This window comes from Pseudomonas sp. FP2254 (assembly GCF_030687695.1).
Classification (GTDB): domain Bacteria; phylum Pseudomonadota; class Gammaproteobacteria; order Pseudomonadales; family Pseudomonadaceae; genus Aquipseudomonas; species Aquipseudomonas quebecensis.
The window spans coordinates 1,043,073-1,068,363 of record NZ_CP117444.1; the positions used below are offsets into that span (position 1 = coordinate 1,043,073).

Genomic DNA, 25,291 nt, shown 5'->3' on the forward strand with positions numbered 1-25,291 from the left:
CATGAAAGGCGCATCGCTTCGTCATCAGCCCCCACACGCACCGAGCCGCAAGCCGGTGCCCCGGGGTGCCAGTCGCATGGTGGCTAAAGAGCCGATGTCGGCGCGCCTGCCGAAAGCCAATTTCGGTTTCCTCAAGGCGCTGTTCTGGCCGGTGTTGCTGGTAGTGTTGGGCTTCGGCACTTACGAAGGCGCGCAGCGTCTATTGCCATACGCCGACCGCCCGATTACCAAAATCAGCGTGCAGGGCGACCTGAGCTACATCAGCCAGCAGGCGGTGCAGCAGCGCATCGGCCCGTTCCTGGCGGCGAGCTTCTTCACCATCGACCTGGCCGGCATGCGCCGGGAGCTGGAGCAGATGCCTTGGATCGCTCATGCCGAAGTGCGGCGTGTATGGCCTGACCAGGTGACGATCCGCCTGGAAGAACAACTGCCGGTGGCCCGTTGGGGCGACGAGGCGCTGTTGAACAACCAGGGCCAGGCGTTCACCCCGCGTGAGCTGGCCAACTACGAGCACCTGCCGCAGCTGTTCGGGCCGCAGCGGGCGCAGCAGCAAGTGATGCAGCAGTACCAGGCCTTGAGCCAGATGCTGCGGCCACTGGGCTTCTCCATTGCGCGCCTGGAACTGCGTGAACGGGGCAGCTGGTTTTTGACAACCGGGGCAGGCAGTTCCGGCCCGGGCATCCAGTTGTTGCTGGGACGCGACCGCTTGGTGGAGAAGATGCGCCGCTTTATTGCCATCTACGACAAAACCTTGAAAGAACAGATTACGAACATTGCGAGCGTCGACCTGCGTTACGCCAACGGCCTTGCCGTCGGCTGGCGTGAACCGGCTGCGCCCACGGCAGCGCAACCCGCTGTCGCGAAGAATTAAGAAGAGGCAGGACCCATGGCAAACGTGCAAAGCGGCAAAATGATCGTCGGTCTCGATATCGGCACCTCCAAGGTGGTGGCGCTGGTGGGCGAGGTCGGGGAAGACGGCGCGATCGAAATCGTCGGTATTGGCACGCATCCGTCCCGGGGCCTGAAGAAGGGCGTGGTGGTCAACATCGAGTCCACCGTGCAATCGATCCAGCGCGCCATCGAAGAAGCGCAGCTGATGGCTGGTTGCCGAATCCACTCGGCGTTCGTCGGCGTGGCCGGCAACCATATCCGCAGCCTGAACTCCCACGGCATCGTGGCGATCCGCGACCGCGAAGTCAGCTCGGCCGACCTTGAGCGCGTGCTTGACGCCGCCCAGGCCGTGGCGATCCCGGCTGACCAGCGCGTGCTGCACACCCTGCCGCAGGATTACGTGATCGATAACCAGGAAGGCGTTCGCGAGCCGCTGGGCATGTCGGGCGTACGTCTGGAAGCCAAGGTCCATGTGGTGACTTGTGCGGTCAACGCCGCGCAGAACATCGAGAAGTGCGTGCGCCGTTGCGGCCTGGAAATCGATGACATCATCCTTGAGCAACTGGCCTCGGCCTACTCGGTGCTGACCGACGACGAAAAAGAACTGGGCGTCTGCCTGGTGGATATCGGCGGCGGCACCACCGATATCGCGATCTTCACCGAAGGTGCGATCCGTCACACTGCCGTGATCCCGATTGCCGGCGACCAGGTCACCAACGACATCGCCATGGCACTGCGCACGCCGACTCAGTACGCCGAAGAAATCAAGATCCGTTACGCCTGCGCCCTGGCCAAACTGGCCGGCGCCGGCGAAACCATCAAGGTGCCGAGCGTGGGCGATCGTCCACCGCGCGAACTGTCGCGCCAGGCCCTGGCCGAAGTGGTCGAGCCACGCTACGACGAACTGTTCACCCTGATCCAGGCTGAGCTGCGCCGCAGCGGCTACGAAGATTTGATCCCGGCCGGCATCGTGCTGACCGGTGGCACCTCGAAGATGGAAGGCGCGGTCGAACTGGCCGAGGAAATCTTCCATATGCCGGTGCGTCTGGGCGTGCCTCATGGCGTGAAGGGCCTGGGCGACGTGGTGCGCAACCCGATTTATTCCACCGGTGTGGGCTTGCTGTTGTACGGACTGCAAAAGCAGACCGACGGCATTTCCCTGTCGGGCCCGAGCAACCGAGACAGCTATCGCAGCGACGACGAGGCCAAGGCGCCGTTGTTCGAGCGGTTGCAGGCTTGGGTAAAAGGGAACTTCTGACGAAGTTGGCTTCAAGCGACAAGTTACAAGCTTCAAGTTTGCAGCTCATGGCTTGCAACTTGGAGCTGCTGTAAAGCAGTAGGCGAAAAAACTAGAGAAAATGAAAGGAGAGGGAACATGTTCGAACTCGTAGACAACATCCCCGCCAGCCCGGTCATCAAAGTGATCGGTGTCGGCGGTGGCGGCGGCAACGCTGTCAACCATATGGTCAAGAGCAACATTGAAGGCGTTGAATTCATCTGCGCCAACACTGATGCCCAGGCGCTGAAAAGCATCGGCGCGCGCACCATCCTGCAATTGGGCACCGCGGTGACCAAAGGCCTCGGCGCCGGCGCCAATCCGGAAGTCGGCCGTCAAGCGGCCCTGGAAGACCGCGAGCGTATTGCCGAAGTGCTGCAGGGCACCAACATGGTGTTCATCACCACTGGCATGGGCGGCGGTACCGGTACCGGTGCAGCGCCGATCATTGCCGAAGTGGCCAAGGAAATGGGGATTCTGACGGTTGCGGTCGTGACCCGTCCGTTCCCGTTCGAAGGTCGCAAGCGCATGCAGATCGCCGACGAAGGCATCCGTCTGCTGTCTGAAAGCGTCGACTCGTTGATCACCATTCCCAACGAGAAACTGCTGACCATCCTGGGCAAGGACGCGAGCCTGCTGTCCGCCTTCGCCAAGGCTGACGACGTACTGGCCGGTGCCGTTCGCGGTATCTCCGACATCATCAAGCGCCCAGGCATGATCAACGTCGACTTTGCCGACGTACGTACCGTGATGAGCGAAATGGGCATGGCGATGATGGGTACCGGCTGCGCCAGCGGTCCGAACCGTGCACGCGAAGCCACCGAAGCGGCCATCCGCAACCCGCTGCTCGAAGACGTGAACCTGCAAGGCGCACGCGGCATTCTGGTGAACATCACCGCCGGTCCTGACCTGTCCCTGGGTGAGTACTCCGACGTGGGTAGCATCATCGAAGCCTTCGCTTCCGAGCACGCCATGGTCAAGGTCGGTACCGTTATCGATCCGGATATGCGCGATGAGCTGCATGTCACCGTAGTTGCCACCGGCCTGGGTGCCAAGATCGAGAAGCCTGTGAAGGTGATCGACAATACCCTGCACGGTAGCCAGGCCAGTCAGGCCACCGCCGCTCCAGCCCCTGCGCGTCAGGAGCTGCCGTCGGTGAACTACCGCGACCTGGATCGTCCGACTGTGATGCGCAACCAGGCTCAGGCCGGTGCTGCAGCGTCCCGTAGCCCGAATCCGCAAGATGACCTGGACTACCTGGACATCCCGGCATTCCTGCGTCGTCAGGCCGATTAATGGAATGTATCAGGGCTATGAAGGTGATTGGTGTTCAGCAAAGGTCTGGTCTGCTATTATCGCCAGCCTTTGTTGATACCAGTTCGCAATTTGCGCTGAAGCGGTCCAAGCCATGATTAAACAACGCACCCTGAAGAATATTATTCGTGCCACAGGTGTAGGTCTGCACTCCGGGGAAAAGGTCTACCTGACCCTCAAGCCTGCACCTGTCGACACCGGCATCGTGTTTGTGCGTGCCGACCTGGACCCTGTGGTGCAGATACCTGCTCGCGCGGAAAACGTTGGCGAAACCACTATGTCGACCACTTTGGTCAACGGTGACGTCAAAGTGGACACGGTGGAGCACTTGCTCTCGGCCATGGCCGGTTTGGGCATCGATAACGCCTACGTCGAGCTCTCCGCGTCCGAAGTCCCGATCATGGATGGCAGCGCTGGACCCTTCGTATTCCTGATTCAATCTGCCGGCCTGGAAGAACAGGACGCAGCCAAGAAGTTCATTCGCATTCTGCGGGAAGTGACAGTAGAAGACGGCGACAAGCGCGCCACCTTCGTCCCGTTCGAAGGCTTTAAAGTGAGCTTTGAGATCGATTTCGATCACCCGGTATTCCGTGACCGCACCCAAAGTGCAAGCGTGGATTTTTCCAGCACTTCGTTCGTTAAAGAAGTCAGCCGCGCCCGTACCTTTGGTTTCATGAGTGACATCGAGTACCTGCGCAAGCACAACCTCGCACTCGGCGGCAGCGTTGAAAACGCCATCGTGGTCGACGCGGATGGTGTACTGAACGAAGACGGCCTTCGCTATGAAGACGAATTCGTGAAGCACAAGATCCTCGATGCAATCGGTGACCTCTACCTGCTGGGCAATAGCCTGATAGGCGAGTTCAAAGGCTTCAAGTCGGGCCACGCCCTTAACAACCAGCTGCTGCGCAAGTTGATTGAGCAGACAGATGCTTGGGAAGTCGTGACCTTCGAAGATGCCAGCACCGCACCGATCTCTTACATGCGTCCCGTTGCGGCGGTGTAAGTAACAACTCTCTTTCTTTAGTTTTTAAAGGCTGCCTTCGGGTGGCCTTTTTTTCGTCTCGTAAAAACCTGGGTGGTTATTCAGAAAGGATACGTTCCATTCAGCGTTATAGAATTTTCTGGCAAAGATTTTACATTTTTCCTGAGTCGGAATTTGAGAGTTCCTAGTGTAGTGTTTCCTCCGAAGCTTGGCATGGATGCTCTGATAATGATGTTGGCCAGTTTCGGAGTTATGACTATGTTTCTATTTTCAAGGCTGTTGGTATCGATATTTTTGTCGGTAGTTACTCGGCATTATTGGCGCAGTGGGTTGTACGCTATGAGTTTCGTGCTTTGGCTGGAGTTTGTAGAGTATGAAAAAAAATGACGCTGTTTTAAAGCTGTTCGGTGATCAGATTGGTCTGCCTGATCTTAAGTTTGATGAGTGCCAGATGTGCCAAATGAAGATAGAAGGCATGAAGTTGGCGATTTATGATAATCGGGCTCAAGGCTGTATCAGCCTGATTTGCGAATTTCCCCATGTTGCGATAGATGGCTTGGAAATGGACAGCTGGTACCGCTTGCTATTTGAACGTCAGATGGGTTTCTTGCACGAACATATCCCTGTGGTCGGATTCAATAGTGCATCCACAGCGCTGTTGGCAATGAGCCATATTGTAGAGGGTGATGTGTCGCCCAAACGACTTAGCGAGAAGTTGAATGCCCTTATCGATTGGGTTTTGGAAAGTTCATATATGTTTGACACACGCACTCTGAATTCAGCTCGGGTTATACCTGCCCCGGCCCATCATCAATTCCTTCGTCTCGGTGGTGCTCACTATGCCTAGTATCAGCCAGATCAAGACCCCTGGTTTGATTGATTATGCTAAACACGCCGGAAATGAAGGCGTTTTGCAGGGTAATCATATAGAACGTATGTTTGCGAAAGCAGACGTGGGAATCGGTAACGGTATCGCTAAACCTTATTCATCAAGCGACCGGCCTACCATGAATGAAGATGTAGCCGCTCGCCAGATAACCAAAGGAATACGCCAATTTATCAGCGGGAAGTCCCACGAGCGGATGATAAAAAATGGAACGCTATGGAACACCGTTCCTGTCTCTTCGGAAAAAACTTATGTCGATGGTCTTTCTAAGACTAACCTGCGCAATCTTCGAAATGAGTTGGGTGCACTAACTCCGGATGAGAAGCAATTTTTGAATAACTATTTCGAAAGTTCGTTATATGCGACGCATAGTACTGGAGCTCCGGTAAAACGCGACGATGGTAGCGTCGGCTTGTTTTCACGTCAAAAATTGATTGATCGTAATATCATTTTTAATACGGAGAACTCTCCCCAAGAAGATATTAAGATTCTCGGCAATGACGATTTTGTATTTTTTGCCTTGGAAGCGGGAGGCGAGCCAAAAAAACCAAGCAGTCGTTTTGGCGGAACTACCTTTCGTTTTGACTTTGAAAGCCCGGCGTTCAAGGATGCTGCGTGGGTGAGTTTGGTAGAAATGAGGTTTGCGCAAACACCGTATCTTGAACGGCATATCGAACCGCTGACGCAAGGCGAATTTAAGGATATTTCCAGGCGAAAGCTGGAACCTTTCCAGACCGTATTTTCCGGGGATGACATGAAAGCGGGAATCGGACTGTCGATTATCAAGGATCTGCGCAAGTTACCGCCGGAATCAAGTAAACGTCTGCTGGCGGGCACAGGGGAAGAACATATGAATAAGTTGATTAACGGCTTGTATCGTCCTGAGATAAAAGTTGCGAGGCACTTTTTCTCGGATAGCTACATGGAGGCGGCCGTCAAAAAAGATGATAAGACAGGTAAATTGTAAGTGAGTCAGCCAATACTCTACAGACGTCGATAAAGCTTTCTGCGCTCACTGCGCGCGATCGTCTCAATGGCGGATTGCATCGACTATACGATTACGTCCGCCATGCTTGGCCTCATACAACGCCTGGTCCGCACTAAGCAGCAGCGCTTCCAGGGATTGGCGGTTGCGTTTGTCCCAGGTACTCATGCCGATACTCACGGTAATCGGCCCTTCGCTGCCTGCCGCCCGTGGCAAGCGTTCGACGCTGCTGCGGATGTGCTCGGCGATGACCATCGCGCCCTTGGCGTCGGTATGGGGCAGCACCACCGCGAATTCTTCACCGCCGTAGCGCGCCGCGAGGTCAGCCGGGCGGCGGATATTGTCGCCGATGACCTGGGCCACGGCGCGCAAGGCCTCGTCGCCGCCGCTGTGACCGTGGCGGTCGTTGAAGGCTTTGAAGTGGTCTACGTCAATCATCAGCAGGGTCAGCGCTTCGGTCGAGCGTTGGGCGCGGTCCCATTCCTGGCGCAGGCGTTCGTCCAGGACGCGGCGGTTGGCCAGGCCGGTCAGGGGGTCGGTGGCTGCCAGTTCTGACAGCACTCGCTCCGCGCGATAGCGACGTCGCAGCTCGCGACGCAGCATCCAGGTCAGCCACAGCAAACCGACGCACAGAATGCCGGTGGCACCGCTGGTGAGCAGCGCGGCGCGTTTCCAAGGGGCGAACACATCTTCGCGGGACAACGCCACCACCACAATCAGCGGCAGGTCGCCCACGGTGGTGAATGTATACAGCCGTTCCTTGCCGGTGATGGCCGAGACGGCCTGAAAGCTGCCGCTGCCTTCGCGCAGGATGCGCTTGAAGTTCGGGCGTTCGCTCAGGTCCTTGTCGATCATGTCGCGTTCGAGCAACGGTTGCTGGGCCAGTAGAATGCCGCGATTGTTGAGCAGATTGACGCTGCTGCCGTTGCCGATGGTGAGGGTATTGAACAACTGGTCGAAGTACGCCAGGCGCATGGTCGCCACCGCCACCCCGGTAAACTCGCCATTGGGTCCTGATACACGGCGGCTGAAGGCCATGCGCCAGACCTGATCGCACTCGCAGTGCACCCTGAACGGCCGGCTGATAAACAGCCCGGCTTGAGGGTTATTCACATGGGCCTGGAAATAGTCGCGGTCGGCAAAATTGCGCGCGGTGGGTTGCAGGGTCGACGAGTCGGCGATCACCGTGCCATGGGCATCGAGCATCAGCACTTCACCCTTGAAGGGCGCGGCGGTGGCCAAGTCAAACTGCAGCAGATGCTGAATGTTCGCATCGACCTTGGCCAGGTCCTCGCGCTGCCTGGCCGCAATCAGCCCCTTGAGAGCCAGGTCGTAGAGCTCGACGTTACGCAGCGCATCGGCGTTGATCAGTTGGGCAATGTTCGTGGTCGAGCGCGTAGCCGCCTGCAGCGTACTGGCATGTTCGCGAACCAGTAAGGCCGCGACGATGATGACGATCAGGACGACGGTCAGGCCGCTGCCCAGGAGCAGCAGCAATTCCGGGTGTGCTGGCGGGGGACGAACACGGCGTTGACTCATCGGGCAGACTTCAGCGAGATAGATGCTGGCAGTTTAGTTCTACCCGATGAAAATTGAATACTCAGCTAAAAAGAAAGATTCGAGCCCTCAAAACACGTCAATCGGATAGTCGACGATCACCCGATATTCATCCACATCACGATCCACCGCCGAATAACCGCGGCCGCCTCGGTGCGTGGCCCATTGCAGGCGCACGGCGAGGTCCTTGGCGTGACCGTCCTGCACTACGTATTTCAGATCGATATCCCGTTCCCAGTGTTCAGCGTCTTTGCCGTTGGCGCTGTACCAGGCGCTGTAGCCACGGCTTTGCGGATCGACCTGGGTCAGATCGGTTTTGCCGCTGATGTAAGACACCGCCGAGGTCAGGCCTGGCATGCCAAGGCCGGCAAAATCATAAGCGTACTTGAGCTTCCACGAGCGCTCATTCGGACCGTTGAAGTCCGAGTATTGCTGGGAATTGTCCAGGTACACGCTGTCGCCCTGGGTGATGTAGTCGAACGGTGTGTTGCCGTTGACCCGCTGATAGGCGGCGGTGACGCTGTGGCTGCCCACGCCCACGGTGAAATGCAGGCTCCAGGTGTTGTTGTCGATGTCGCCCAGCAGGGATTGGCCGGTGTCCTGCGTATGGTAGTAGTGCAGGCCTGGGTTAAGGCTGACCCGGTCGTTCAACGCGTAGGTGTAATCCAGATCGTAGTAGTACTGCTGCCAGACGTCCTTGAGTTGCGACGCATAGAGGTTGCTGGTCACACCCGGCGCAGCGCTGAACGATACGCCGGCCCAGTCCAGGTGCTGGCTGTCGTGGTTATCGGGCAAGGCGCCGTAGCTGGTGCCGATGCGCCGGTGGCCGCTCTGGTTATAGAGCTTGGTGAAGCTGGCCTGGCCGCCTTCGAACATCCAGCCGTCCAGGCTGCGGTTGGTCAGGCTGACGCCACGGAAGGTCTGCGGCAGCATGCGCGTCATGCCACCGGCGATCACCGGGTTGTTGAGGAACAGGTCGCCGGCTTTGAGTTCGGTGTCGAAGGCGCGCATTTTCAAGGTGCCGCCGGCGGTGGAGAACGACCCCGGCGCCTTGCCGCTGCCGGTGTCGCTGCCATAGGGAAGGATGCTGGAACCGTCAGTGCCGCCACCGCCGTCAAGCTTGAGGCCGAGCATGGCATGAGCGTCCAGGCCGAAACCGAGCGTGCCCTGGGTATAGCCGGACTCGAAGGTGCCGATAAAACCCTGGCCCCATTCCTTGCTGTCATCGGTGTGGATATCGCGACGGTCGCGGTTCATGTAGTAGTTGCGGGTGTCGATTGTCAGGTGTGAACCTTCGACGAAACCGTCGACGGGGACGCTGTCCGCCGCGTGAGCGATGGGCGTAATCGTTGCGGTAATCGCGAGGAATAACGGGGTGAACGTCAGCGAGTTCTGCACCGGTGGAGCTCCTTTGGATCAGACGTAAACGGCCGGTGTCGTGGGAAATGCCCGGCCTTTTTTGACGGCAAAAAAAAGCCGCTGAAGGTCAGCGGCTTTAAGACAGATTCCCAGCGTAGAGCCCTGGAAATAAGTCGAGGGAAATTCGGGTAAACGGGGCAGCTGTCTTTGCCGTCGCGCTCATCGATGCGTCAAATTAACGCAGGCGAGCACTGCGAAACAGAGTGTAACAAGATAATGACTGTTGCCCAAACCGCAACAGTCACGCGCTCATACCGGCAGCGTGATACCAAAGGTATTGCCGCGTCTGTCGCTGCGTACAAACACATCCCCGCCGTGCATCAGCGCAATCGCCTTGACGATGGCCAGGCCCAACCCATGGTTCGCGCCGCTGTTACGCCGCGAGGCGTCGACCCGATAGAACCGCTCGAACAGCCGAGGCAGGTGTTCACTGGCGATGGTTTCGCCGGGGTTGGTCACGCCGATGGCGACGTGATGCGCCTGCACCTCGATGTGCACGTCGATGACCTGACCGGGCGCGGTGTGTTGCACGGCGTTGCTCAGCAGGTTGATCAGCGCGCGACGCAGGTGGGCTCTCTCGATCTGCACCTGTGCGTCGCCATGGACCTGCACCTGCACCTGGGCGTCTTCGAGGATAAAGTCCAGGTAATCGAGGGTCGTTGCGACCTCGTCGGCCAGGGAGCTTTCGCTCAACTTGGTGGCCTTGGTGCCCTGGTCCGCGCTGGCGAGGAACAACATGTCGTTGACGATCGAACGCAGGCGCTCCAACTCTTCCAGGTTCGACTGCAGCACCTCCAGATAATGCTCGGCCGAGCGCCCGCGCGTCAGCGCCACCTGGGTCTGGCCGATCAGGTTGGTCAAGGGTGAGCGCAGCTCGTGGGCCACGTCGGCATTGAACGACTCCAGGCGCGAATAAGCCTGTTCCACGCGGTCCAGCGTGGCATTGAATGTGTTGACGAACTGCTTGAGCTCCGGCGGCAACGGTGACAACAGCAGGCGGCCGGAGAGTTTCGGCGGCGCCAGTTGGCTGGCCTCGTCCGAGAGCTTGCCCAGCGGCTTGAGGCCGATGCGCGAGACCCAGAACCCCAGCAGCGCCGCCAGCAGCACGCCCACCAGCGCCAGGCTGACCAGCGCCACCAGCAAGTGATGCTGGGTGGCGCGGAAGTTTTCGGTGTCGATGGCGATCATAAAGCGCAGCGGCGGGCGCTGGTCCTTGGCGGCGAACTGGCTGACCAGCACTTTGAGCGGATAACGCTGGCCGGGCAGGTGCAAGTCACGCTTACCGGTGCGTTCAGCGGCGAAGGCGCGAATGCGTGCGTCGGGGTTGCCGTATTCATAGGCCGGGTCGCTGCTGACCACCCAGAAATGAATGCGCTTGTCTTCTTCGCTCAGCAGTTTGAGCTTGTTGGTGATCTTGGCCCAGTGGTCCGGGGTGCCGAAGCGGTTCACCGAGGATTCGAGCACGCTGTAGCGTGCGTCCAGTTCGGCCTCCGGCAGCAGGCCCAGGCCGCGGTCCACTTGCTGGTACAGCGCGCCGCCGATCAGCAGGAAGATCAGCGCCGCCACCAGGGTGAACATGCCGCTCAGGCGCAGCGCAATGGAATCAGCCGGCACTGCGGTTCTCCAGCACATAGCCCATGCCACGGATGGTGTGCAGCAGTTTGTGTTCGAACGGGCCGTCGAGCTTGGCCCGCAGGCGCTTGATCGCCACTTCGACCACGTTGGCATCGCTGTCGAAATTGATGTCCCACACCATCTCCGCAATCGCTGTCTTGGACAGGATCTCGCCCTGGCGGCGCGCCAATACGCTGAGCAGCGAGAATTCCTTGGCGGTGAGATCCAGGCGCAGGCCGTTGCGACTGGCCTTGCGGCTGATCAGGTCTATCCACAAGTCGGCGACGGTCACCTGCACCGGCTCATGCCCGCCACTGCGGCGTGTCAACGCCTGCAGGCGCGCCACCAGTTCGAGAAACGAAAAGGGTTTGCCCAGGTAGTCGTCGGCGCCTTCGCGCAGGCCGCGAATGCGGTCTTCCACGCGCTCGCGGGCGGTGAGCATGATCACCGGGGTCTGCTTGCGCGCGCGTAACGCCCGCAGCACGCCAAAGCCATCGAGGCCCGGCAGCATCACGTCGAGCACGATCACGGCATAGTCGTTCTCCAACGCCAGGTGCAAACCTTCGACACCGTCACGGGCCACGTCGACGGTGTAGCCCTGTTCCGTCAGGCCACGGTGCAGATAGTCCGCGGTTTTTTCTTCATCTTCGATAATCAGGACGCGCATGACCCCGCCTCACTCTGTGGTCGCCAGCGCGGGCGCTGGTGTGGGCCGATGGAACAACTTTTCGAGGTACAAGTATATGACCGGCGTGGTGAACAGGGTCAGTGCCTGGCTCACCAGCAGCCCGCCGACCACCGCGATGCCCAGCGGCTGGCGCAGTTCCGCGCCGGGACCGGCACCCAGCATCAGCGGCACCGCGCCAAGCAGGGCGGCGAGGGTGGTCATGATGATCGGTCGGAACCGCGTGACGCAGGCCTGGTAAATCGCCTCCTGAGGCGCCAGGCCACGCACGCGCTGGGCGTCGAGGGCAAAGTCGATCATCAGGATGCCGTTCTTTTTCACGATGCCGATCAGCAGCACCAGGCCGATCAACGCCATGATCGAAAAGTCCTGGCCCATCAGGGTGAGCATGATCAGCGCGCCGAGGCCGGCCGACGGCAGGGTCGAGATGATCGTCAGCGGATGCACGAAGCTTTCGTACAGCACCCCCAGGATGATGTACACCGCCACCAGCGCCGCAAGGATCAGCCACGGCTGGCTGGCCAGAGAACTCTGGAATGCCTGGGCGGCGCCCTGGAAGCTGCCGATAAGGGTGCTGGGCATGCCGATCTCGGCCTTGGCCTGGTCGAGCATGATCACCGCATCGCCCAGGGCTACGCCGGGTGCCAGGTTGAAGGACAGGTTGGCGGCCGGGAACATGCCGTCATGGCTGATGGATAATGGCCCGACGGTCGGTGGGTCGACCTTGGCCAGCGCCGACAGCGGCACCATTTCATTGGTCAAGGGGGAGCGCAGGTAGAAATAGTTCAGGCTCTCGGCCTTGCCGCGTTGTTGGCGATCCAGTTCCAGCACCACCTGGTATTGGTTGATCTCGGTCTGGAATTCGTTGATCTGGCGTTGGCCGAAGGCGTCGTACAGCGCCTGGTCGACATCGGTGGCGCTCAGGCCGAACCGTGCGGCGGCCTGCCGGTCGATGCTGATGTGGGTGATGCTGCCGCCCAGTTGCAAGTCGTTGGACAGGTCGCGAAAGGCCGGGTTGGCGCGCAGTTTCTCGGTGAGGCGCTGGGTCCAGGTGTTGAGCGTCGGGCCGTCGTTGCTCTTGAGCACATATTGGTACTGGGCGCGGCTGGGGCCGGAGCTGAGGTTGATATCCTGGCCGGCGCGCAGGTACAGCACAATGCCCGGCACCTTGGCGAGTTTCGCGCGGACGCGGTCGATAAACTGGCTGGCCGACACATCGCGCTCCCCACGCTCTTTCAAGGCGATCCAGAAGCGGCCGTTGGCGATGGTCTGGTTGCTGCCGGTCACCCCCACGGAATGGGAAAACGCCTGTACCGCCGGATCGTCCTTGATGATCTCGGCCAGTGCCTTGTGTTTGGCGACCATGTCCGGGAAGGACACATCGGCCGCCGCCTCGCTGGTGCCGAGTACGAAGCCGGTGTCCTGCACGGGGAAGAACCCTTTGGGAATAAACACGTAGCCGACCACGGCCAACGCAAGCGTCACGCCGAAGATCGCCAGCATGCTGCGTTGATGGGCCAGGGCACGCCGCAGGTTGCGCGCGTAGCCGGCCAGCAGGCGCTCGCTGAAACCGGGCCTGGCCTGGGTGTGATGGCTGGGCGCGCGCATGAACAACGCGGCCAGGGTCGGTGCCAGGGTCAGGGACACCACCACCGAAATCAGAATGGTCGAGGTAGCGGTGAGCGCGAACTCCTTGAACAGCCGCCCGACCACACCCCCCATGAACAGCAGCGGAATAAACGCCGCCACCAGGGAAAAGCTGATGGACACCACCGTAAAGCCGATCTCGCCGGCGCCCTTGATCGCCGCCGCGCGCTGATCGAGCCCGGCCTCCAGGTGCCGGTGGATGTTCTCCACCACCACGATGGCATCGTCCACCACAAAGCCCACGGCGATCACGATGGCCACCAGGGTCAGGTTATTCAGGCTGAAGCCCATCAGGTACATCAGCGCAAAACTGGCGATCAGCGACACGCCGAGCACGCTGGACACAATCAGCGTGGCCGACAGTTGACGCAGGAACAGCGCCATCACCGCCACCACCAGCAGGATCGCGATCAGCAAGGTCACTTCCACCTCATGCAGCGAGGCGCGGATGGTTTTGGTGCGGTCGCTCAGCACACTGACCTGCACCGATGCCGGCAACATGGCTTGCAGGCGCGGTAGCTGCGCCTGAATGCGGTCGACGGTCTCGACGATATTCGCGCCAGGCTGGCGCGAGATCACCAGGTTGACCCCGGGAGTGTCCCCGGACCAGGCCTGCACGTAGGCGTTTTCCGAGCCGTTGATGACCTTGGCGATATCGCGCAACTGCACCGGCGCGCCGTTTTTGTAGGACACGATCAATTGAGCGTAGTCCTGTGGCTGGAATAACTGATCATTGGTCGACAGGGTCGACACGCTGTTATCACCGTAGATCGCCCCCTTGGCCAGGTTCAGGCTCGACTGCTGAATGGCCAGGCGGATATCGGCAAGCGTCAGACCGATGGCCGCGAGTTTGTCGGGCGAAGCCTGCACGCGAATCGCCGGACGTTGCTGGCCGGTGATGTTGATCTGACCGACGCCATCGATCTGGCTGATCTGCCGGGCCAGCAGGGTTTCCACGTAGTCGCTCAGTTCGGTGCTGGGCATGCTGTCGGAGCTGACACTGAGGATCAGCACCGGGCTGTCCGCCGGGTTGACCTTCTTCCAGGTCGGCAGGCTTGGCATATCGCTGGGCAGCTTGCCGGACGCGGTGTTGATCGCCGCCTGCACTTCCTGGGCGGCAGTGTCGATGCTTTTGTCGAGGGTGAATTGCAGAGTCAGCAGGGTGGAGCCCAAGGCGCTGCTGGAGGTCATCTGAGTCACGCCGGGGATGGCGCTGAATTGCACTTCCAACGGTGTGGCCACCGACGAGGCCATCGTGTCGGGGCTGGCGCCGGGCAACTGCGCGGTGACTTGGATCGTCGGAAATTCCGCTTCCGGCAGTGGCGCAATGGCCAGGCGCGGGAAGGCAATCAGCCCGAGCAGCACCAGGGCGAAGGTCAGCAGCAAAGTGGCGACCGGGTGGTCGACGCACCAGGCCGAAGGCGAGCGGCTGCCGCTCATGGCTGCACCGTGGCGTCGACGGTCTGGATCGCCTGGGGCGGCTCCTTGAGCACCTCGACCCGCGCACCGGCCTTGAGCCGCGACTGACCGTCGCTGACCAGCACATCCCCGGCCTGCACACCGGTGATCAGGCTGAGGTCGCTGTTCTGATACGTCACCTGTACCGGCACCACTTCGGCCTTGTCATCGTTTACCCGGTACACAAAGTGCGAATCGAGGCCACGCTGCACGACGGTCGGCGGCACCACCAAGGCGTTTCTATCGAGGGCGGTCTGGATCTTGACGGTCACCAGTTGGCCGGGCCAGAGACGCTGGGCGGCGTTGCTGAACTCGGCCTTGGCGCGCAGGGTGCCGGTGGTGGAGCTGATCTGGTTGTCGATCAGGCTCAGGTGGCCCCGGCCCAGTAAATCGCCAGTCTGGCCGTCGGTGTCGGCACCCAGATAGGCGTCAACACTGGCTTTTTCCGGAGCGGCGATCAGGCCTTGCAGGGTCGGCAGCATCTGCTGCGGCAGGGAAAATTCCACGGCGATCGGGTCGATCTGCGTCACGGAAAACAGCCCCTGGGCATCGCTGCTGCGCAGGAAGTTGCCTTCATCCACCGTGCGAATACCGACGCGACCACTGACCGGCGAGCGAATCTGCGTGTAGGACAACTGCACTTGAGCCGAATCAATCGCCGCCTGGTTGCCCTGGGCGCTGGCCTTGAGCTGGTTGACCAGGGCTTGCTGCTGGTCATAGGTCTGCTTGGACACACCGTCGTCGACGCTCAATGCCTTGTAGCGCTTGAGGTTGACCTGCGCCACCTGCAACTGGGCCTGGCTCTCGCCCAGTTGGGCCCTGGCCTGGTCGAGGCCGGCGCGGATCGAACGATCATCGAGGGTGGCCAGCAGGTCGCCGGCCTTGACCCACTGGCCTTCCTTGACCAGCAACCGGGTGAGAATGCCATCCACCTGCGGGCGTACCACCACACTGTGCAGCGACAGCACCGTGCCGATGCCGCTGACAAAGCGCGGCACATCCTGCCGGGCCACGCTTACCACGCGTACCGGAATCGCGCTGGGTGCCGCCAGCCGAGGCTTGGCCGGGCGGGTCACGGCCCAGAGAACAACCGCGAAAACCACTAGGACTGCCGCGATCAGGGCGGTTTTTCGCTGAATGTGCATGGGCAGGGGGCCGGGACAGAGGAGTGGAATAGGTAGCGGCCTTTATAGCCCGCCAACCCGGTCAGCACGGTGACGGCTAACTGACAGGGCTGTCAGCAAACGCCGACCATTCGTACAGGCGGTGGTTAAAGAACCGGGGCGGGCAGGTATACTGCGCGCCAGCGTGGCCGGCAAGCGGTCTCGCTTCATTTTTCTGCACGCTCCGGAGCTTCCATGAATTCCCCGACACAATCCCCCGTTGAAGCGGCCGACCTCGCCGATCCGGCCAGCGCCGAAGGCGTTGAAAAGGCCGAGATCCCGGCGTTCAAGTTTCCCTTCAAACCGGGTGAACTTGCCGGAGCCAAGAACGCCGCGCAGCCCTGGTACAAGAACGGCGCCAAGAACGGCCACACCAAGACTCCCGGAATGGCCCCGCCCGGCACGCGTCGCTCCATGGGTAAACGCTGAGTGTAATTACCGTTTAATCGTGATGGCATTTGCCTACAAGCTCTGCTGATATTTCTGCTTGTAGGATCAAGTCCGTTTCTAGAAAGCTTGCCTGCCTTTGCTGCGCCCGTGCATACCGGGCGAGGGGCGATGAGGCTGGTTTCTCTGGAAAAGGATGTTTCCCGTGGCTCTGATACACCTCTGTGTAGCGCTCGCCCTGTTGCTGTCGGTGGATGCCGTCGCGGCCGCCGACCCACCGCGTCAAGAAGTCCGATTTGCCGTCGCCGCGCTGTTCCCCCCGTTCCAGAGCCGCGACCCACAAGGGCAACTGGTCGGTCTGAATATCGAACTGGGTAATGCCCTCTGCGTGCAAATGCATGTGCGGTGTACCTGGGTCGACCAGGTACAGGTGGAAAACTTCCGCGCCCTGGATGCCCGGCGCTTCGACGCCATCATGGGGATCGCGCCCACCTCGGAACGCCGGCGATGGGCGAACTTCACCGATCTGCTCTACCCCTTCACCACCCGCCTGGTCGCTCGCAAGGCTTCCGGCCTGCTGCCCACCGCCAAGTCGCTCAAGGGCAAGCGGGTAGGGGTATTGCTGGGCAGCAATCGTGAGGCGTTCGCCCGTTCCAAATGGGCGCCGAAGGGCGTCATTATCAAAAGTTTCTGGCTCAACACCGACTTGGTCCACGGCCTGCTGGCGGGCGAACTCGACGCGACGTTGCAGGGCACCGTGGAAATTCGCGAGGCCCTGCTCGACACCGACGAAGGCCAGGCCTTCGACTTCCTGGGCCCGGCCGTTTCCGCCGAGCTGTTGGGCGATGGTGTGGCAATCGCGGTGCGCAAGCCTGATACCGCGTTGCGTCATGCGCTCAACCTAGCGCTTGAACAGTTGAAGCAGAACGGTGAGTACCAGCGGATCGTCGCGCCCTATCGCCTGGAAATTCCGAGATTTTAGGGTTTTTCCTACAGCATTACAGGATGAGTGCCGGGCGATTATGCGAGGAGTCCTGCTAAATCTACTGGGGTAGTCGGTGCGGCCATTGATAGGCGCCCGAAAGCCCTCTTATTTTTTGCAAGGACTGAATCATGATCCTGACACGACTGATGTTGGCGCTGGCTTTATGCACGATGACCGGTGTGTTGTGCTCCACGGCTTACGCGAAGGAAAAACGATCACAAGTCATACGGTTTGGCGTCGAGCCTCTGGTACCGCCTTTTGAAAGTCGCAACGCCAAAGGCGAGCTGGTGGGGTTGAATATAGAACTGGGCAACGCACTGTGCGCCCAACTCAAAAGGCGTTGCGAGTGGGTCGACCAGAGCTACGCCACCAATCTGGCGGCGCTTGAAGCCGGCCGCTTTGACGCGATCATGCCCATGTCCTCCACCCCCGCGCGGCGCAAGCAGATCGATTTCACCGATAACCTGTACCCGCTCGAAACCAGGCTGGTGGCGCGACGCGACCTGGCCCTGCAGCCTGATCTGAAGGTACTGCAGGGCCGCCGCATCGGCGTGCTGGCCGGTACCAGTCGGGAGGCCTACGCATTGGCGCGCTGGGCCCCCCATGGGGTCGAGGTGAAGACGTTCAAGCTCAACGCGCAGTTGATCGAGAGCCTGCGCAAGGGCGAGATTGATGCAACGTTGCAGGACAGCATCGAAATCTCGCAAGCCTTGTTGAAAACTGCGCAAGGTGTGGATTTCGCGTTTGCCGGGCCCGCCATCAAGGATGAAATGCTCGGCACCGGGGTTGCCATCGGCCTGCGCAAAACCGACCCTGAACTGCGTGACGCGTTGAACCAGGCCTTGCAACGACTCAAGGACAACGGCCAGCACGCCGCTATTACGGGACGTTATCTCGCCGCCGCGCCAGCGCCCGAGCGCCCTGTACTCCAACCTCTGGGCTTCTCTCCCGCCGACGCAGGCCTACCGTTTTCGCAAACGGTGCGGGCCGGGTCCTTGCTGTTTCTGTCGGGCTTGCTGGGTTTGGACAGCGCTGGCAAGCGCGTACCCGGTGGAATAGAAGCGGAAACCGCCAGGGCCTTGGAGAGCATGCGCACGATTCTCAAGGACAAGGGATTGTCGATGGAACGCGTTGTCAAGTGCACCGTGATCCTCGCCGATATCAACGATTTCGCCGCCATGAACAAAGTCTATAGCCGCTACTTCCCGGCGAATCATCTGCCCGCCCGAACCACGTTCGCTGCCGGTCGGCTGCTACTGGATGCGCGCATCGAAATAGAGTGCGTCGCCAGCTATTGAGGGCGCCAATCAACACCGCGCGGATGGGCGGCGCGTCGCATCACGCCGCCCGCAGCGGAATAAATGTGTAATTGGCCGGCACCTCGGTGGCGATCTGCGCGCCGGCGTCCAGCAGTTGTTCGGCGATGCCCGGGCCGGACACCTGGAACACCCACTCACCGGCCGCAGAGGGGTGGGCCATCGCCAGCTCGATGGCCTGGGCGAATGCGCCCATGTCCGGCAGGTAGGCGGTGAAGCCATCGCCCTTGAGCGCCGTGGTGCGAATGCCCAGCAGGGCGCAGACCGCCTCCTTGGTTTGCACGTCGTCGCGGTCGGCTTGGCGTGATTGCTGGATCAACTGCGCGAGTTCCCGATCGACCAGTTCGCCCCCGACGATCAGTGCCGGGCCCTGTTCCCAGGACTCCGGCGGACAGTCCTTGGCCGCGGGGTTCAACGGGATGTGCGGGTTGATCTCCATCGGGTAGATGCGACAGACCAGCGGGCGCCGTTCATAGATGCGGCACAGGTTGTCTTCGTCAAGATTCCGGCAGCGTCCGGCGTTGTAGGCGGCGAAGGTAATCGCCACGAACGCCTCGGCTGTGCCGCTGGGGACTACCACCGAACGCCGTTCGGCGTGCTCGCGCTGTTGCACGGGCAACCCCAGGCCGTTGCCGAGAAAGCCCTCCACCAGAACGATGACGTTACCGCCGTCCGCCGCCCACATACGGGCTTCGTCGAGGGTCAGGGGCACGTGGTGGTCACTGCAGCATTTGCCGCAACCGACGCAGGAAAAATGAGTGTTCATGGCAGGCTGTCACCAGGCTAGGTCAGAGGGCATGCAACGGCGGTGACGGGTTTTTACCTCTGTTCACCGCAATACCGCTCTGGAAGCAAGTTATGCGCCAGTCATTCTTCGCTGACCACATCGCGCATGACAAACAGCATGCCCGCACTTTCATACAGTCGCCGGGCACGCAGGTTGGTTTCCAGCACCTTGAGGTCCACATAGGGCTCGCCGCGTTGCTTGAACACCTGGAACGCGTGCAGCAACAAGGCGCGACCCAGCCCCTGACCCTGGGCGCAGGGGTGCACGGACAGGTTCTTGATAAACGCGCTGGTCCAGCACTGGGCCACGCCCAGAATGCCCGTCTCGTTGCTGGCGACCAGGCACAGGGTGGGGTCGAACTCGGCATCGGTGACAAACCGGTCCTGCCAGGTGTGCAGATCGGGTACGCGGCCACCGCCCTGTTCCTGAGTCAGGCGCAATACCGCATGAATCGCCGGGGCCAGCTCATCGCGGTAATGATCCAACTGCGTACCGGCCGGCCACTGCGGCGCGGGCAGGCTCCGGGTGAGGGGGCGGCGCAGCAGCTGAAAATATGCAGCCATGGCTCAACGACCTTGTTGCGCCACGGTCTGGGCGGCCACCACCAGGCACTTGGTCAGCTCGGGGGACGAGAACTTGGTCAGCACCGCGTTGGCGCCGGCCAGCCGTGCTTTTTCACTGTTCATCGCACTGTCCAGAGAGGTGTGCAGCAGCACGTAGAGGTGCTGGAAGTCCGGGGTTTCGCGCAGGGTGCGGGTCAGGGCGTAACCGTCCATTTCGGACATTTCGATGTCCGACACCACCACGTTGATTTCTTCGCCGGTGCCTTGCAGCTCCAGCAGCACATCGATGGCTTCCTTGGCACTGCGCGCGGTGTGGCAGGTCAGGCCGAGGTTGCGCAGGGTATGCACCGACTGCTGCAACGCCACCTGGCTGTCATCCACCACCAGGATCCGCGCATGGCCGAGCACTTCGGCTTCTTCCATGGTCAGGTCGGTCGGCGCCGCTTCAATCGGGGCCGGGGCGATGCCGTGGATGACTTTTTCGATATCGAGCACCTGTACCAGGCCGCCTTCCACCTGCGTCACGCCGGTGATGAACGCGCGATTACCGCCGGAGCCGTAGGGCGGGGGGCGGATATCGGTGGTCAGGCAATGCACGATCTTGCTCACCGCCTGAACGTGCAGGCCCTGCTTGGAGCGGCTCACATCGGTGACGATCAGGCAGCCACCATTCGGATCTTCCAGCGGCATCTCGCCAAGGGCGCGGCTCAGGTCGATCACCGACAGCGAGGCGCCGCGCAGGGTAGCGATGCCTTTGACGTGCGGGTGCGACTCCGGCAGTTTGGTCAGCGGCGGGCAGGGGATGATTTCGCTGACCTTCAGCAGGTTGATGGCCATCAGCTTGCCGCTGCGCAAGGTAAAGAGCAGAAGCGAGAGTGAATCTGCGCGGGCTTTGGAGGTAGGCATAAAAACCTTCTGTGAATCAGGGAGGACGATCTATGGAAGGTTATCGACCTGCGCGGCCCAGGCTTTAGCCCTTCCACACTTGCGGGTTCACCAGATCCTGCGGCTTCTGCCCGAGCAGGGCGCTGCGCAGATTGTCCAGGGCACGGTTGGCCATGGCTTCGCGGGTTTCGGTGGTGGCCGAGCCGATGTGCGGCAGGGTCACGGCATTGCTCAGCTGGAACAGCGGCGACTCGGCCAGCGGTTCCTGCTCGTACACGTCCAGCCCGGCGCCGCGAATGGTCCGGTTCTGCAAGGCCTGGATCAGCGCCGGTTCGTCCACCACCGGGCCGCGGGAAATATTCACCAGGATGGCGCTGGGCTTCATCAGCCCCAGCTCGCGGGTGCTGATCAGGTGGCGGGTCTTGTCGTTCAACGGCACCACCAGGCAGACGAAGTCCGCTTCGGCCAGCAATTGCTCGAGACTGCGCAACTGCGCGCCCAGTTCCTGTTCCAGCGCCGGCTTGCGGCTGTTGCCGCTGTACAGGATCGGCATGTTGAACCCCAGTCGCCCGCGCCGCGCGACCGCCGCGCCGATATTGCCCATGCCGACGATGCCCAGGGTCTTGCCGTGCACATCGCAGCCGAACAACGGTGCGCCGACGCTGGCCTTCCACTGCCCGGCCTTGGTCCAGGCGTCCAGCTCGGCCACGCGGCGGGCGCTGCTCATCAACAGGGCGAACGCCAGGTCGGCGGTGCTTTCGGTCAGCACGTCGGGGGTGTTGGTGAGCATGATTCCACGCTCGGTGAGGTACGGCACATCGTAGTTGTCGTAGCCCACCGACACGCTCGACACCACCTCCAGCTTGCCCGCGCCTTCGAGCTGCGCGCGGCCCAGTTTGCGGCCCACACCGATCAAGCCGTGGGCGTGGGGCAGGGCCTCGGCGAACTGCGCGTTGATATCCCCCAGCTTGGGATTCGGCGCGATCACCTCGAAGTCCTGTTGCAGGCGTTCAATCATCGACGGGGTGATGCGGCTGAAGGCGAGGACAGTCTTTTTCATGGCAGGCGGGGCTCATCGACTACGGAAGAATGCCAGGCACGCTAACATTCCTGCCGGCGGTTGTCAGGACACCGCCGATCCAATCTGGGTACCGGACACACTGTGTTGTTTGCTGGCTATCAATTAGCCAACCGCACCCCACCCAGGCTGCCGCTCAATTCATACGCCACCAGTTCGGCCTGATGCGCCGCCAGAATCTCCGGCAGTGAGCCGCGCAGGTATTCCACCCAGGTTTTGATCTTCGCATCCAGGTACTGGCGCGACGGGTAGATGGCGTACAGGTTCAGCTCCTGGGAGCGGTAGTTGGGCATCACCCGCACCAGGGTGCCGTTGCGCAGGCCTTCGATGGCGGCGTACACCGGCAGCAGCCCGACGCCCATGCCGCTGGTGATCGCGGTTTTCATTGCGTCGGCCGAGTTCACCAGGAACGGCGAGGTGTTGATCGCCACGCTTTCCTGGCCTTCCGGGCCGTTGAACGTCCATTTGTCCAACTGAATGACCGGGCTGACCAGGCGCAGGCAGGCGTGGTTGAGCAAGTCCTGGGGGCGCTGTGCGCACCCCTTGGCCTTGACGTAGTCCGGCGACGCGCAGGCGATGCTGTAGGTGATGCCCAGGCGCTGGGATACGAAGCCCGAGTCCGGCAGTTCGCTGGCCAGCACGATGGACACGTCATAGCCCTCGTCGAGCAGGTCCGGCACGCGGTTGGCCAGGGTAAGGTCGAAGGTCACGTCGGGGTGGGTGCGGCGGTAGCGGGCGATGGCATCGATTACGAAGTGCTGGCCGATACCGGTCATGGTGTGCACTTTCAGTTGCCCGGCGGGGCGGGCATGGGCGTCGCTGGCCTCGGCCTCGGCCTCCTCGACATACGCAAGAATCTGTTCACAGCGCAGCAGGTAGCGTTTACCCGCCTCGGTGAGGGCAATGCGGCGGGTGGTGCGGTTGAGCAAGCGGGTTTGCAGATGGGCCTCAAGGTTGGAGACCGCGCGCGAGACGTTGGCCGTGGTGGTGTCCAGCTGGGCGGCGGCGGCGGTGAAGCTGCCGGCTTCGGCCACGCAACTGAAGGCGCGCATGTTTTGCAAAGTGTCCATGGGGGGTTCTCAAGGTCGATGGCAAATTGTGACATGAAGTTGCCAGCAGGTGTGTATCCGCTGGGCACGACCTAAGTCGATGAAAATCCCCGCCAGGGCTCAGTCCAACCGCCAGGCCTCGCTGACTTTCGCCACATAGTGCGGCAGGTAAGCCAGCAACATCCGGTCCAATGCCTGTCGCGCCCGCGCACGATTTTCCGGTGTCGGCGCCGCAAGCGTGTCGGCGGCCTGCTGTGCCAGCGTTTCAACCGCCTGATCGAGTGCCGGGCCGATACGCCTGAGTACGTCCAGCTCAGCGCTCAGGACACTGCCCGGTGATTGTCGGCCCATGGCGTCGAACAGCTTGGACAGGTCATCGCTGTGTGCCTCTATATAACGGTCCCAGCCGGGCCTGTCTTCGGGGTTGGCCAGGTAGCGGCGGGCGACCGGTAGCAGGTGGTCCAGCGAATCGGTGCCCCATTGCTCCTTGTGCAGCGATTGCCGGGTGCGCAACGACTGCAATTGGACGCCGGTGTAGTGGCTGATCGGTTCCGGCAAGGCCAGGTCGCGATGCTTGTCGCGGGTATGGCGGGTCAGAAGCACTACCGGTTGCCCATGCTTGATCTTGACCAGCACGTGGGTGGACGGCTGTCGGGCGGGGTCGAGCAGCGATGCGCTGATGGAGTGGATCAGGTCTTCCCAGTCGAAGGTCTGCTTACCCAGGGCCGCCAATACTTCGCGCAGTGCCGTGACCACCCCTTTTTTGCATTTGAGCGGGGCGATATCGATCGCCAGGTAGTCGCCACTCAAATGTGGATCGTCGGATGTTCGGTGGCTGACCTCGAGGGTCACGCCTTTACCGCCCTCGGCCCGGGACGAGACCGAGGCGCTCACCGACCCGCTCAGTATCTGGGTCGGGGCCTTCAGTTGATAGACGCACAATGCCTGCGGCCGCAGAAGGGCGCGGTGCTGCTGGATCAGGTCGCGTATGTCTGCGTTCACCACTGGATCGACAGGCCCCAGGTCCTGAAGCAGCACGTAGCGCTCCAGCAGTGATTGGGCCTGTTGAGTGCGCAGGTCAACGACGGCGTTTGCGCGCGGTGAGTTGAGCTGTTGAACAAAGTGTCGGCTGCTGGACGCCACCTGTGCATTCAGATCCGCCAGCAGCTTGAGCGGCGTGTCCGCCGACGATTGTCGGGTGGCCAGTTGCTGCCGGGCCAGCGCCGGCGCTGTGTCGTACAGGCCAAGGATATCAAGCGTCTTGGACTGCACAGTGCGTTGCAATGTCAGCGCCATCGCAGTGTTTACCTTCAGAAAGCTGAAGACATCCAGCGCCAGTCTGCTGCCTGCAGTCATTTTAAAACCGCGTTCGGTCATCACCGGCTGCTCGGTGTGTTGCAGGCAGGGCAATTCAACGTCGCCCAGGCCATTGGCGGCCAGTGCCTCGCGGGTGTAGGGCTGGCTCTGTGCGCTGTAGTCCCGATGCCTTTGCAAATGGAAACGGTCACTCAAAATGGCCGGAAAATTCCGTACGGTCCGGGCGATATTTTCACTCAGGGACGTGCGCACCGAGTGGCTGCGGGCATCGGCATAGTGCGCAAGGCTTGGGTACTCCCGTGAGGATAAATAGCCGATTCCCAGTTGATGACCCGACGTGCCCGCCGTCACGTTCGCCAGCGTCGAGTTCAGTTTGCCCAGCAGGCCAACCACGCGGGTGCTCCTGATGCGCTGGTCGTCGGTAACTTCCACCAGAGAATCGGCCGCCAGGTAAGGGCCTGCACTTAACTGTCGCGTGGGTTCCAGCGCGAATTCGTAGCCAAGGTGGCGATGGTTGATACGTTTACCACCGGCATCGATATAACCCAGCGCTGACAACACGCCTTGGGTCAGACGCGTGTGCCTGGTATCGCTGGTAGCGGCCCGGAACTGCCACTTAAGGGCGCGGCACAAGCGATAGTCAGCTTCGATGTTTGGATCATCGACACTGCGGTGGCGCTTGAGCAAGTGCTCGGCCTTTTTGAAAAAATGATAGAAATCGGGCAGTTCCTCAGCCGCCGTCTCCAGCCTGGCCGGACTGTTGGACAGGGTGTGATGAAGCGCTTCGAGCGCCTCTTTATCGCGCGGATAGCCGGCCAGGTTCATCAGCTTTTCCAGCACCGTGTCGAGGACCCAGCGCGCATCGCGCTGTAAGGGCAAACTACCTGGGCTCAGCGGTGCCGGATGAATGTGCAGTTGCCTGCGCAAGCCGTCGGCGCAGGCTTCGGCGGGTGACAGAGGCGCGGCGGCAGGGGCAAGGACGCTCAAGGGAGGAAGCATGGGCGGCTCCGCAAGAAATGAATGTTGCCCATTATGTGAAGCTGC

Annotated in this window: 21 protein-coding genes; 9 read left to right on the forward strand and 12 right to left on the reverse strand. The window is 61.1% G+C overall.

Annotated elements, in window-relative coordinates; all coding sequences use genetic code 11:
- Position 1 precedes the first annotated feature (1 nt).
- From PSH94_RS04625 to PSH94_RS04650, 6 genes are all read left to right on the forward strand, one after another.
- Entirely contained in the window at positions 2 to 871 is an 870-nt protein-coding gene (locus PSH94_RS04625) for a cell division protein FtsQ/DivIB (RefSeq protein ID WP_181078548.1), read from the forward strand.
- A gap of 15 nt (positions 872 to 886) precedes the next feature.
- On the forward strand, positions 887 to 2,149 hold the full coding sequence (ftsA, locus tag PSH94_RS04630; protein ID WP_253510525.1) for a cell division protein FtsA: 1,263 nt from the start codon (positions 887 to 889) through the stop codon (positions 2,147 to 2,149).
- 117 nt (positions 2,150 to 2,266) lie between these two features.
- Positions 2,267 to 3,463: a cell division protein FtsZ gene (ftsZ, locus tag PSH94_RS04635; RefSeq protein WP_266247976.1), complete on the forward strand. Its 1,197-nt coding sequence runs from the start codon at positions 2,267 to 2,269 to the stop codon at positions 3,461 to 3,463.
- 112 nt (positions 3,464 to 3,575) lie between these two features.
- Positions 3,576 to 4,487 (forward strand): UDP-3-O-acyl-N-acetylglucosamine deacetylase, encoded by a 912-nt coding sequence (gene lpxC, locus PSH94_RS04640; protein WP_003171886.1) that lies wholly within the window; start codon positions 3,576 to 3,578, stop codon positions 4,485 to 4,487.
- 352 nt (positions 4,488 to 4,839) lie between these two features.
- Positions 4,840 to 5,313, forward strand: a complete 474-nt coding sequence (locus tag PSH94_RS04645; RefSeq protein WP_253510526.1) for a type III secretion system chaperone — start codon at positions 4,840 to 4,842, stop codon at positions 5,311 to 5,313.
- Complete coding sequence (locus tag PSH94_RS04650) at positions 5,306 to 6,319, forward strand: hypothetical protein (RefSeq protein ID WP_305436623.1); 1,014 nt, start codon at positions 5,306 to 5,308, stop codon at positions 6,317 to 6,319. The genes PSH94_RS04645 and PSH94_RS04650 overlap by 8 nt, the downstream gene beginning before the upstream one ends.
- Before the next feature lie 63 nt (positions 6,320 to 6,382).
- On the opposite strand, the gene PSH94_RS04655 is transcribed toward PSH94_RS04650, so the two are convergent.
- From PSH94_RS04655 to PSH94_RS04680, 6 genes are all read right to left on the reverse strand, one after another.
- Positions 6,383 to 7,876 carry a sensor domain-containing diguanylate cyclase gene (locus PSH94_RS04655; protein WP_181078539.1) on the reverse strand — a complete coding sequence of 498 codons (1,494 nt, stop codon included), beginning with the start codon at positions 7,874 to 7,876 and terminating at the stop codon, positions 6,383 to 6,385.
- An 87-nt stretch (positions 7,877 to 7,963) separates the two neighbouring features.
- Positions 7,964 to 9,292 carry an OprD family porin gene (locus PSH94_RS04660; protein ID WP_305436627.1) on the reverse strand — a complete coding sequence of 443 codons (1,329 nt, stop codon included), beginning with the start codon at positions 9,290 to 9,292 and terminating at the stop codon, positions 7,964 to 7,966.
- Between the two features lie 270 nt (positions 9,293 to 9,562).
- Positions 9,563 to 10,927, reverse strand: coding sequence for a heavy metal sensor histidine kinase (locus PSH94_RS04665; RefSeq protein WP_181078535.1), 1,365 nt, complete (start codon positions 10,925 to 10,927; stop codon positions 9,563 to 9,565).
- Complete coding sequence (locus tag PSH94_RS04670) at positions 10,917 to 11,594, reverse strand: heavy metal response regulator transcription factor (RefSeq protein ID WP_181078533.1); 678 nt, start codon at positions 11,592 to 11,594, stop codon at positions 10,917 to 10,919. The genes PSH94_RS04665 and PSH94_RS04670 overlap by 11 nt, the downstream gene beginning before the upstream one ends.
- A gap of 9 nt (positions 11,595 to 11,603) precedes the next feature.
- Positions 11,604 to 14,699 (reverse strand): multidrug efflux RND transporter permease subunit, encoded by a 3,096-nt coding sequence (locus tag PSH94_RS04675; RefSeq protein WP_266247987.1) that lies wholly within the window; start codon positions 14,697 to 14,699, stop codon positions 11,604 to 11,606.
- The gene (locus PSH94_RS04680; protein WP_305436629.1) at positions 14,696 to 15,862 is read right to left on the reverse strand and encodes an efflux RND transporter periplasmic adaptor subunit; all 1,167 of its coding nucleotides are present in this window, start codon (positions 15,860 to 15,862) and stop codon (positions 14,696 to 14,698) included. Before PSH94_RS04680 ends, PSH94_RS04675 begins: the two co-directional genes overlap by 4 nt.
- A gap of 213 nt (positions 15,863 to 16,075) precedes the next feature.
- Here PSH94_RS04680 and PSH94_RS04685 point away from each other — a divergent pair, with 213 nt between their 5' ends.
- The 3 genes from PSH94_RS04685 to PSH94_RS04695 all read left to right on the forward strand — a co-directional run bounded on the left by PSH94_RS04685 (position 16,076) and on the right by PSH94_RS04695 (position 18,550).
- A complete protein-coding gene (locus PSH94_RS04685; protein ID WP_034111815.1) occupies positions 16,076 to 16,309 on the forward strand; it encodes a hypothetical protein in 234 nt (77 codons plus the stop codon).
- Between the two features lie 163 nt (positions 16,310 to 16,472).
- Positions 16,473 to 17,249, forward strand: a complete 777-nt coding sequence (locus PSH94_RS04690; protein ID WP_266247993.1) for a transporter substrate-binding domain-containing protein — start codon at positions 16,473 to 16,475, stop codon at positions 17,247 to 17,249.
- Between the two features lie 131 nt (positions 17,250 to 17,380).
- Positions 17,381 to 18,550 carry a transporter substrate-binding domain-containing protein gene (locus PSH94_RS04695; protein WP_305436631.1) on the forward strand — a complete coding sequence of 390 codons (1,170 nt, stop codon included), beginning with the start codon at positions 17,381 to 17,383 and terminating at the stop codon, positions 18,548 to 18,550.
- A 40-nt stretch (positions 18,551 to 18,590) separates the two neighbouring features.
- Here PSH94_RS04695 and PSH94_RS04700 read toward each other — a convergent pair whose 3' ends face one another.
- From PSH94_RS04700 to PSH94_RS04725, 6 genes are all read right to left on the reverse strand, one after another.
- On the reverse strand, positions 18,591 to 19,334 hold the full coding sequence (locus tag PSH94_RS04700) for a YkgJ family cysteine cluster protein (protein ID WP_305436633.1): 744 nt from the start codon (positions 19,332 to 19,334) through the stop codon (positions 18,591 to 18,593).
- A 101-nt stretch (positions 19,335 to 19,435) separates the two neighbouring features.
- Positions 19,436 to 19,918, reverse strand: a complete 483-nt coding sequence (locus PSH94_RS04705; protein ID WP_305436635.1) for an N-acetyltransferase — start codon at positions 19,916 to 19,918, stop codon at positions 19,436 to 19,438.
- A gap of 3 nt (positions 19,919 to 19,921) precedes the next feature.
- A complete protein-coding gene (locus PSH94_RS04710; RefSeq protein WP_181078520.1) occupies positions 19,922 to 20,824 on the reverse strand; it encodes a chemotaxis protein CheV in 903 nt (300 codons plus the stop codon).
- A 64-nt stretch (positions 20,825 to 20,888) separates the two neighbouring features.
- Positions 20,889 to 21,863 (reverse strand): D-glycerate dehydrogenase, encoded by a 975-nt coding sequence (locus PSH94_RS04715; RefSeq protein WP_181078518.1) that lies wholly within the window; start codon positions 21,861 to 21,863, stop codon positions 20,889 to 20,891.
- Positions 21,864 to 21,982: 119 nt separating this feature from the next.
- Entirely contained in the window at positions 21,983 to 22,951 is a 969-nt protein-coding gene (locus PSH94_RS04720; protein WP_181078516.1) for a LysR family transcriptional regulator, read from the reverse strand.
- A 99-nt stretch (positions 22,952 to 23,050) separates the two neighbouring features.
- Positions 23,051 to 25,246, reverse strand: coding sequence for a hypothetical protein (locus PSH94_RS04725; protein WP_305436636.1), 2,196 nt, complete (start codon positions 25,244 to 25,246; stop codon positions 23,051 to 23,053).
- Positions 25,247 to 25,291 lie beyond the last annotated feature (45 nt).

Coding starts and splice junctions, on each gene's coding strand:
- PSH94_RS04625 (WP_181078548.1), top strand. CDS start 2: ATGAAAGGCGCATCGCTTCGTCATCAGCCCCCACACGCACCGAGCCGC.
- ftsA (WP_253510525.1), top strand. CDS start 887: ATGGCAAACGTGCAAAGCGGCAAAATGATCGTCGGTCTCGATATCGGC.
- ftsZ (WP_266247976.1), top strand. CDS start 2,267: ATGTTCGAACTCGTAGACAACATCCCCGCCAGCCCGGTCATCAAAGTG.
- lpxC (WP_003171886.1), top strand. CDS start 3,576: ATGATTAAACAACGCACCCTGAAGAATATTATTCGTGCCACAGGTGTA.
- PSH94_RS04645 (WP_253510526.1), top strand. CDS start 4,840: ATGAAAAAAAATGACGCTGTTTTAAAGCTGTTCGGTGATCAGATTGGT.
- PSH94_RS04650 (WP_305436623.1), top strand. CDS start 5,306: ATGCCTAGTATCAGCCAGATCAAGACCCCTGGTTTGATTGATTATGCT.
- PSH94_RS04655 (WP_181078539.1), bottom strand. CDS start 7,876: ATGAGTCAACGCCGTGTTCGTCCCCCGCCAGCACACCCGGAATTGCTG.
- PSH94_RS04670 (WP_181078533.1), bottom strand. CDS start 11,594: ATGCGCGTCCTGATTATCGAAGATGAAGAAAAAACCGCGGACTATCTG.
- PSH94_RS04675 (WP_266247987.1), bottom strand. CDS start 14,699: ATGAGCGGCAGCCGCTCGCCTTCGGCCTGGTGCGTCGACCACCCGGTC.
- PSH94_RS04680 (WP_305436629.1), bottom strand. CDS start 15,862: ATGCACATTCAGCGAAAAACCGCCCTGATCGCGGCAGTCCTAGTGGTT.
- PSH94_RS04685 (WP_034111815.1), top strand. CDS start 16,076: ATGAATTCCCCGACACAATCCCCCGTTGAAGCGGCCGACCTCGCCGAT.
- PSH94_RS04695 (WP_305436631.1), top strand. CDS start 17,381: ATGATCCTGACACGACTGATGTTGGCGCTGGCTTTATGCACGATGACC.
- PSH94_RS04700 (WP_305436633.1), bottom strand. CDS start 19,334: ATGAACACTCATTTTTCCTGCGTCGGTTGCGGCAAATGCTGCAGTGAC.
- PSH94_RS04705 (WP_305436635.1), bottom strand. CDS start 19,918: ATGGCTGCATATTTTCAGCTGCTGCGCCGCCCCCTCACCCGGAGCCTG.
- PSH94_RS04710 (WP_181078520.1), bottom strand. CDS start 20,824: ATGCCTACCTCCAAAGCCCGCGCAGATTCACTCTCGCTTCTGCTCTTT.
- PSH94_RS04715 (WP_181078518.1), bottom strand. CDS start 21,863: ATGAAAAAGACTGTCCTCGCCTTCAGCCGCATCACCCCGTCGATGATT.
- PSH94_RS04720 (WP_181078516.1), bottom strand. CDS start 22,951: ATGGACACTTTGCAAAACATGCGCGCCTTCAGTTGCGTGGCCGAAGCC.
- PSH94_RS04725 (WP_305436636.1), bottom strand. CDS start 25,246: ATGCTTCCTCCCTTGAGCGTCCTTGCCCCTGCCGCCGCGCCTCTGTCA.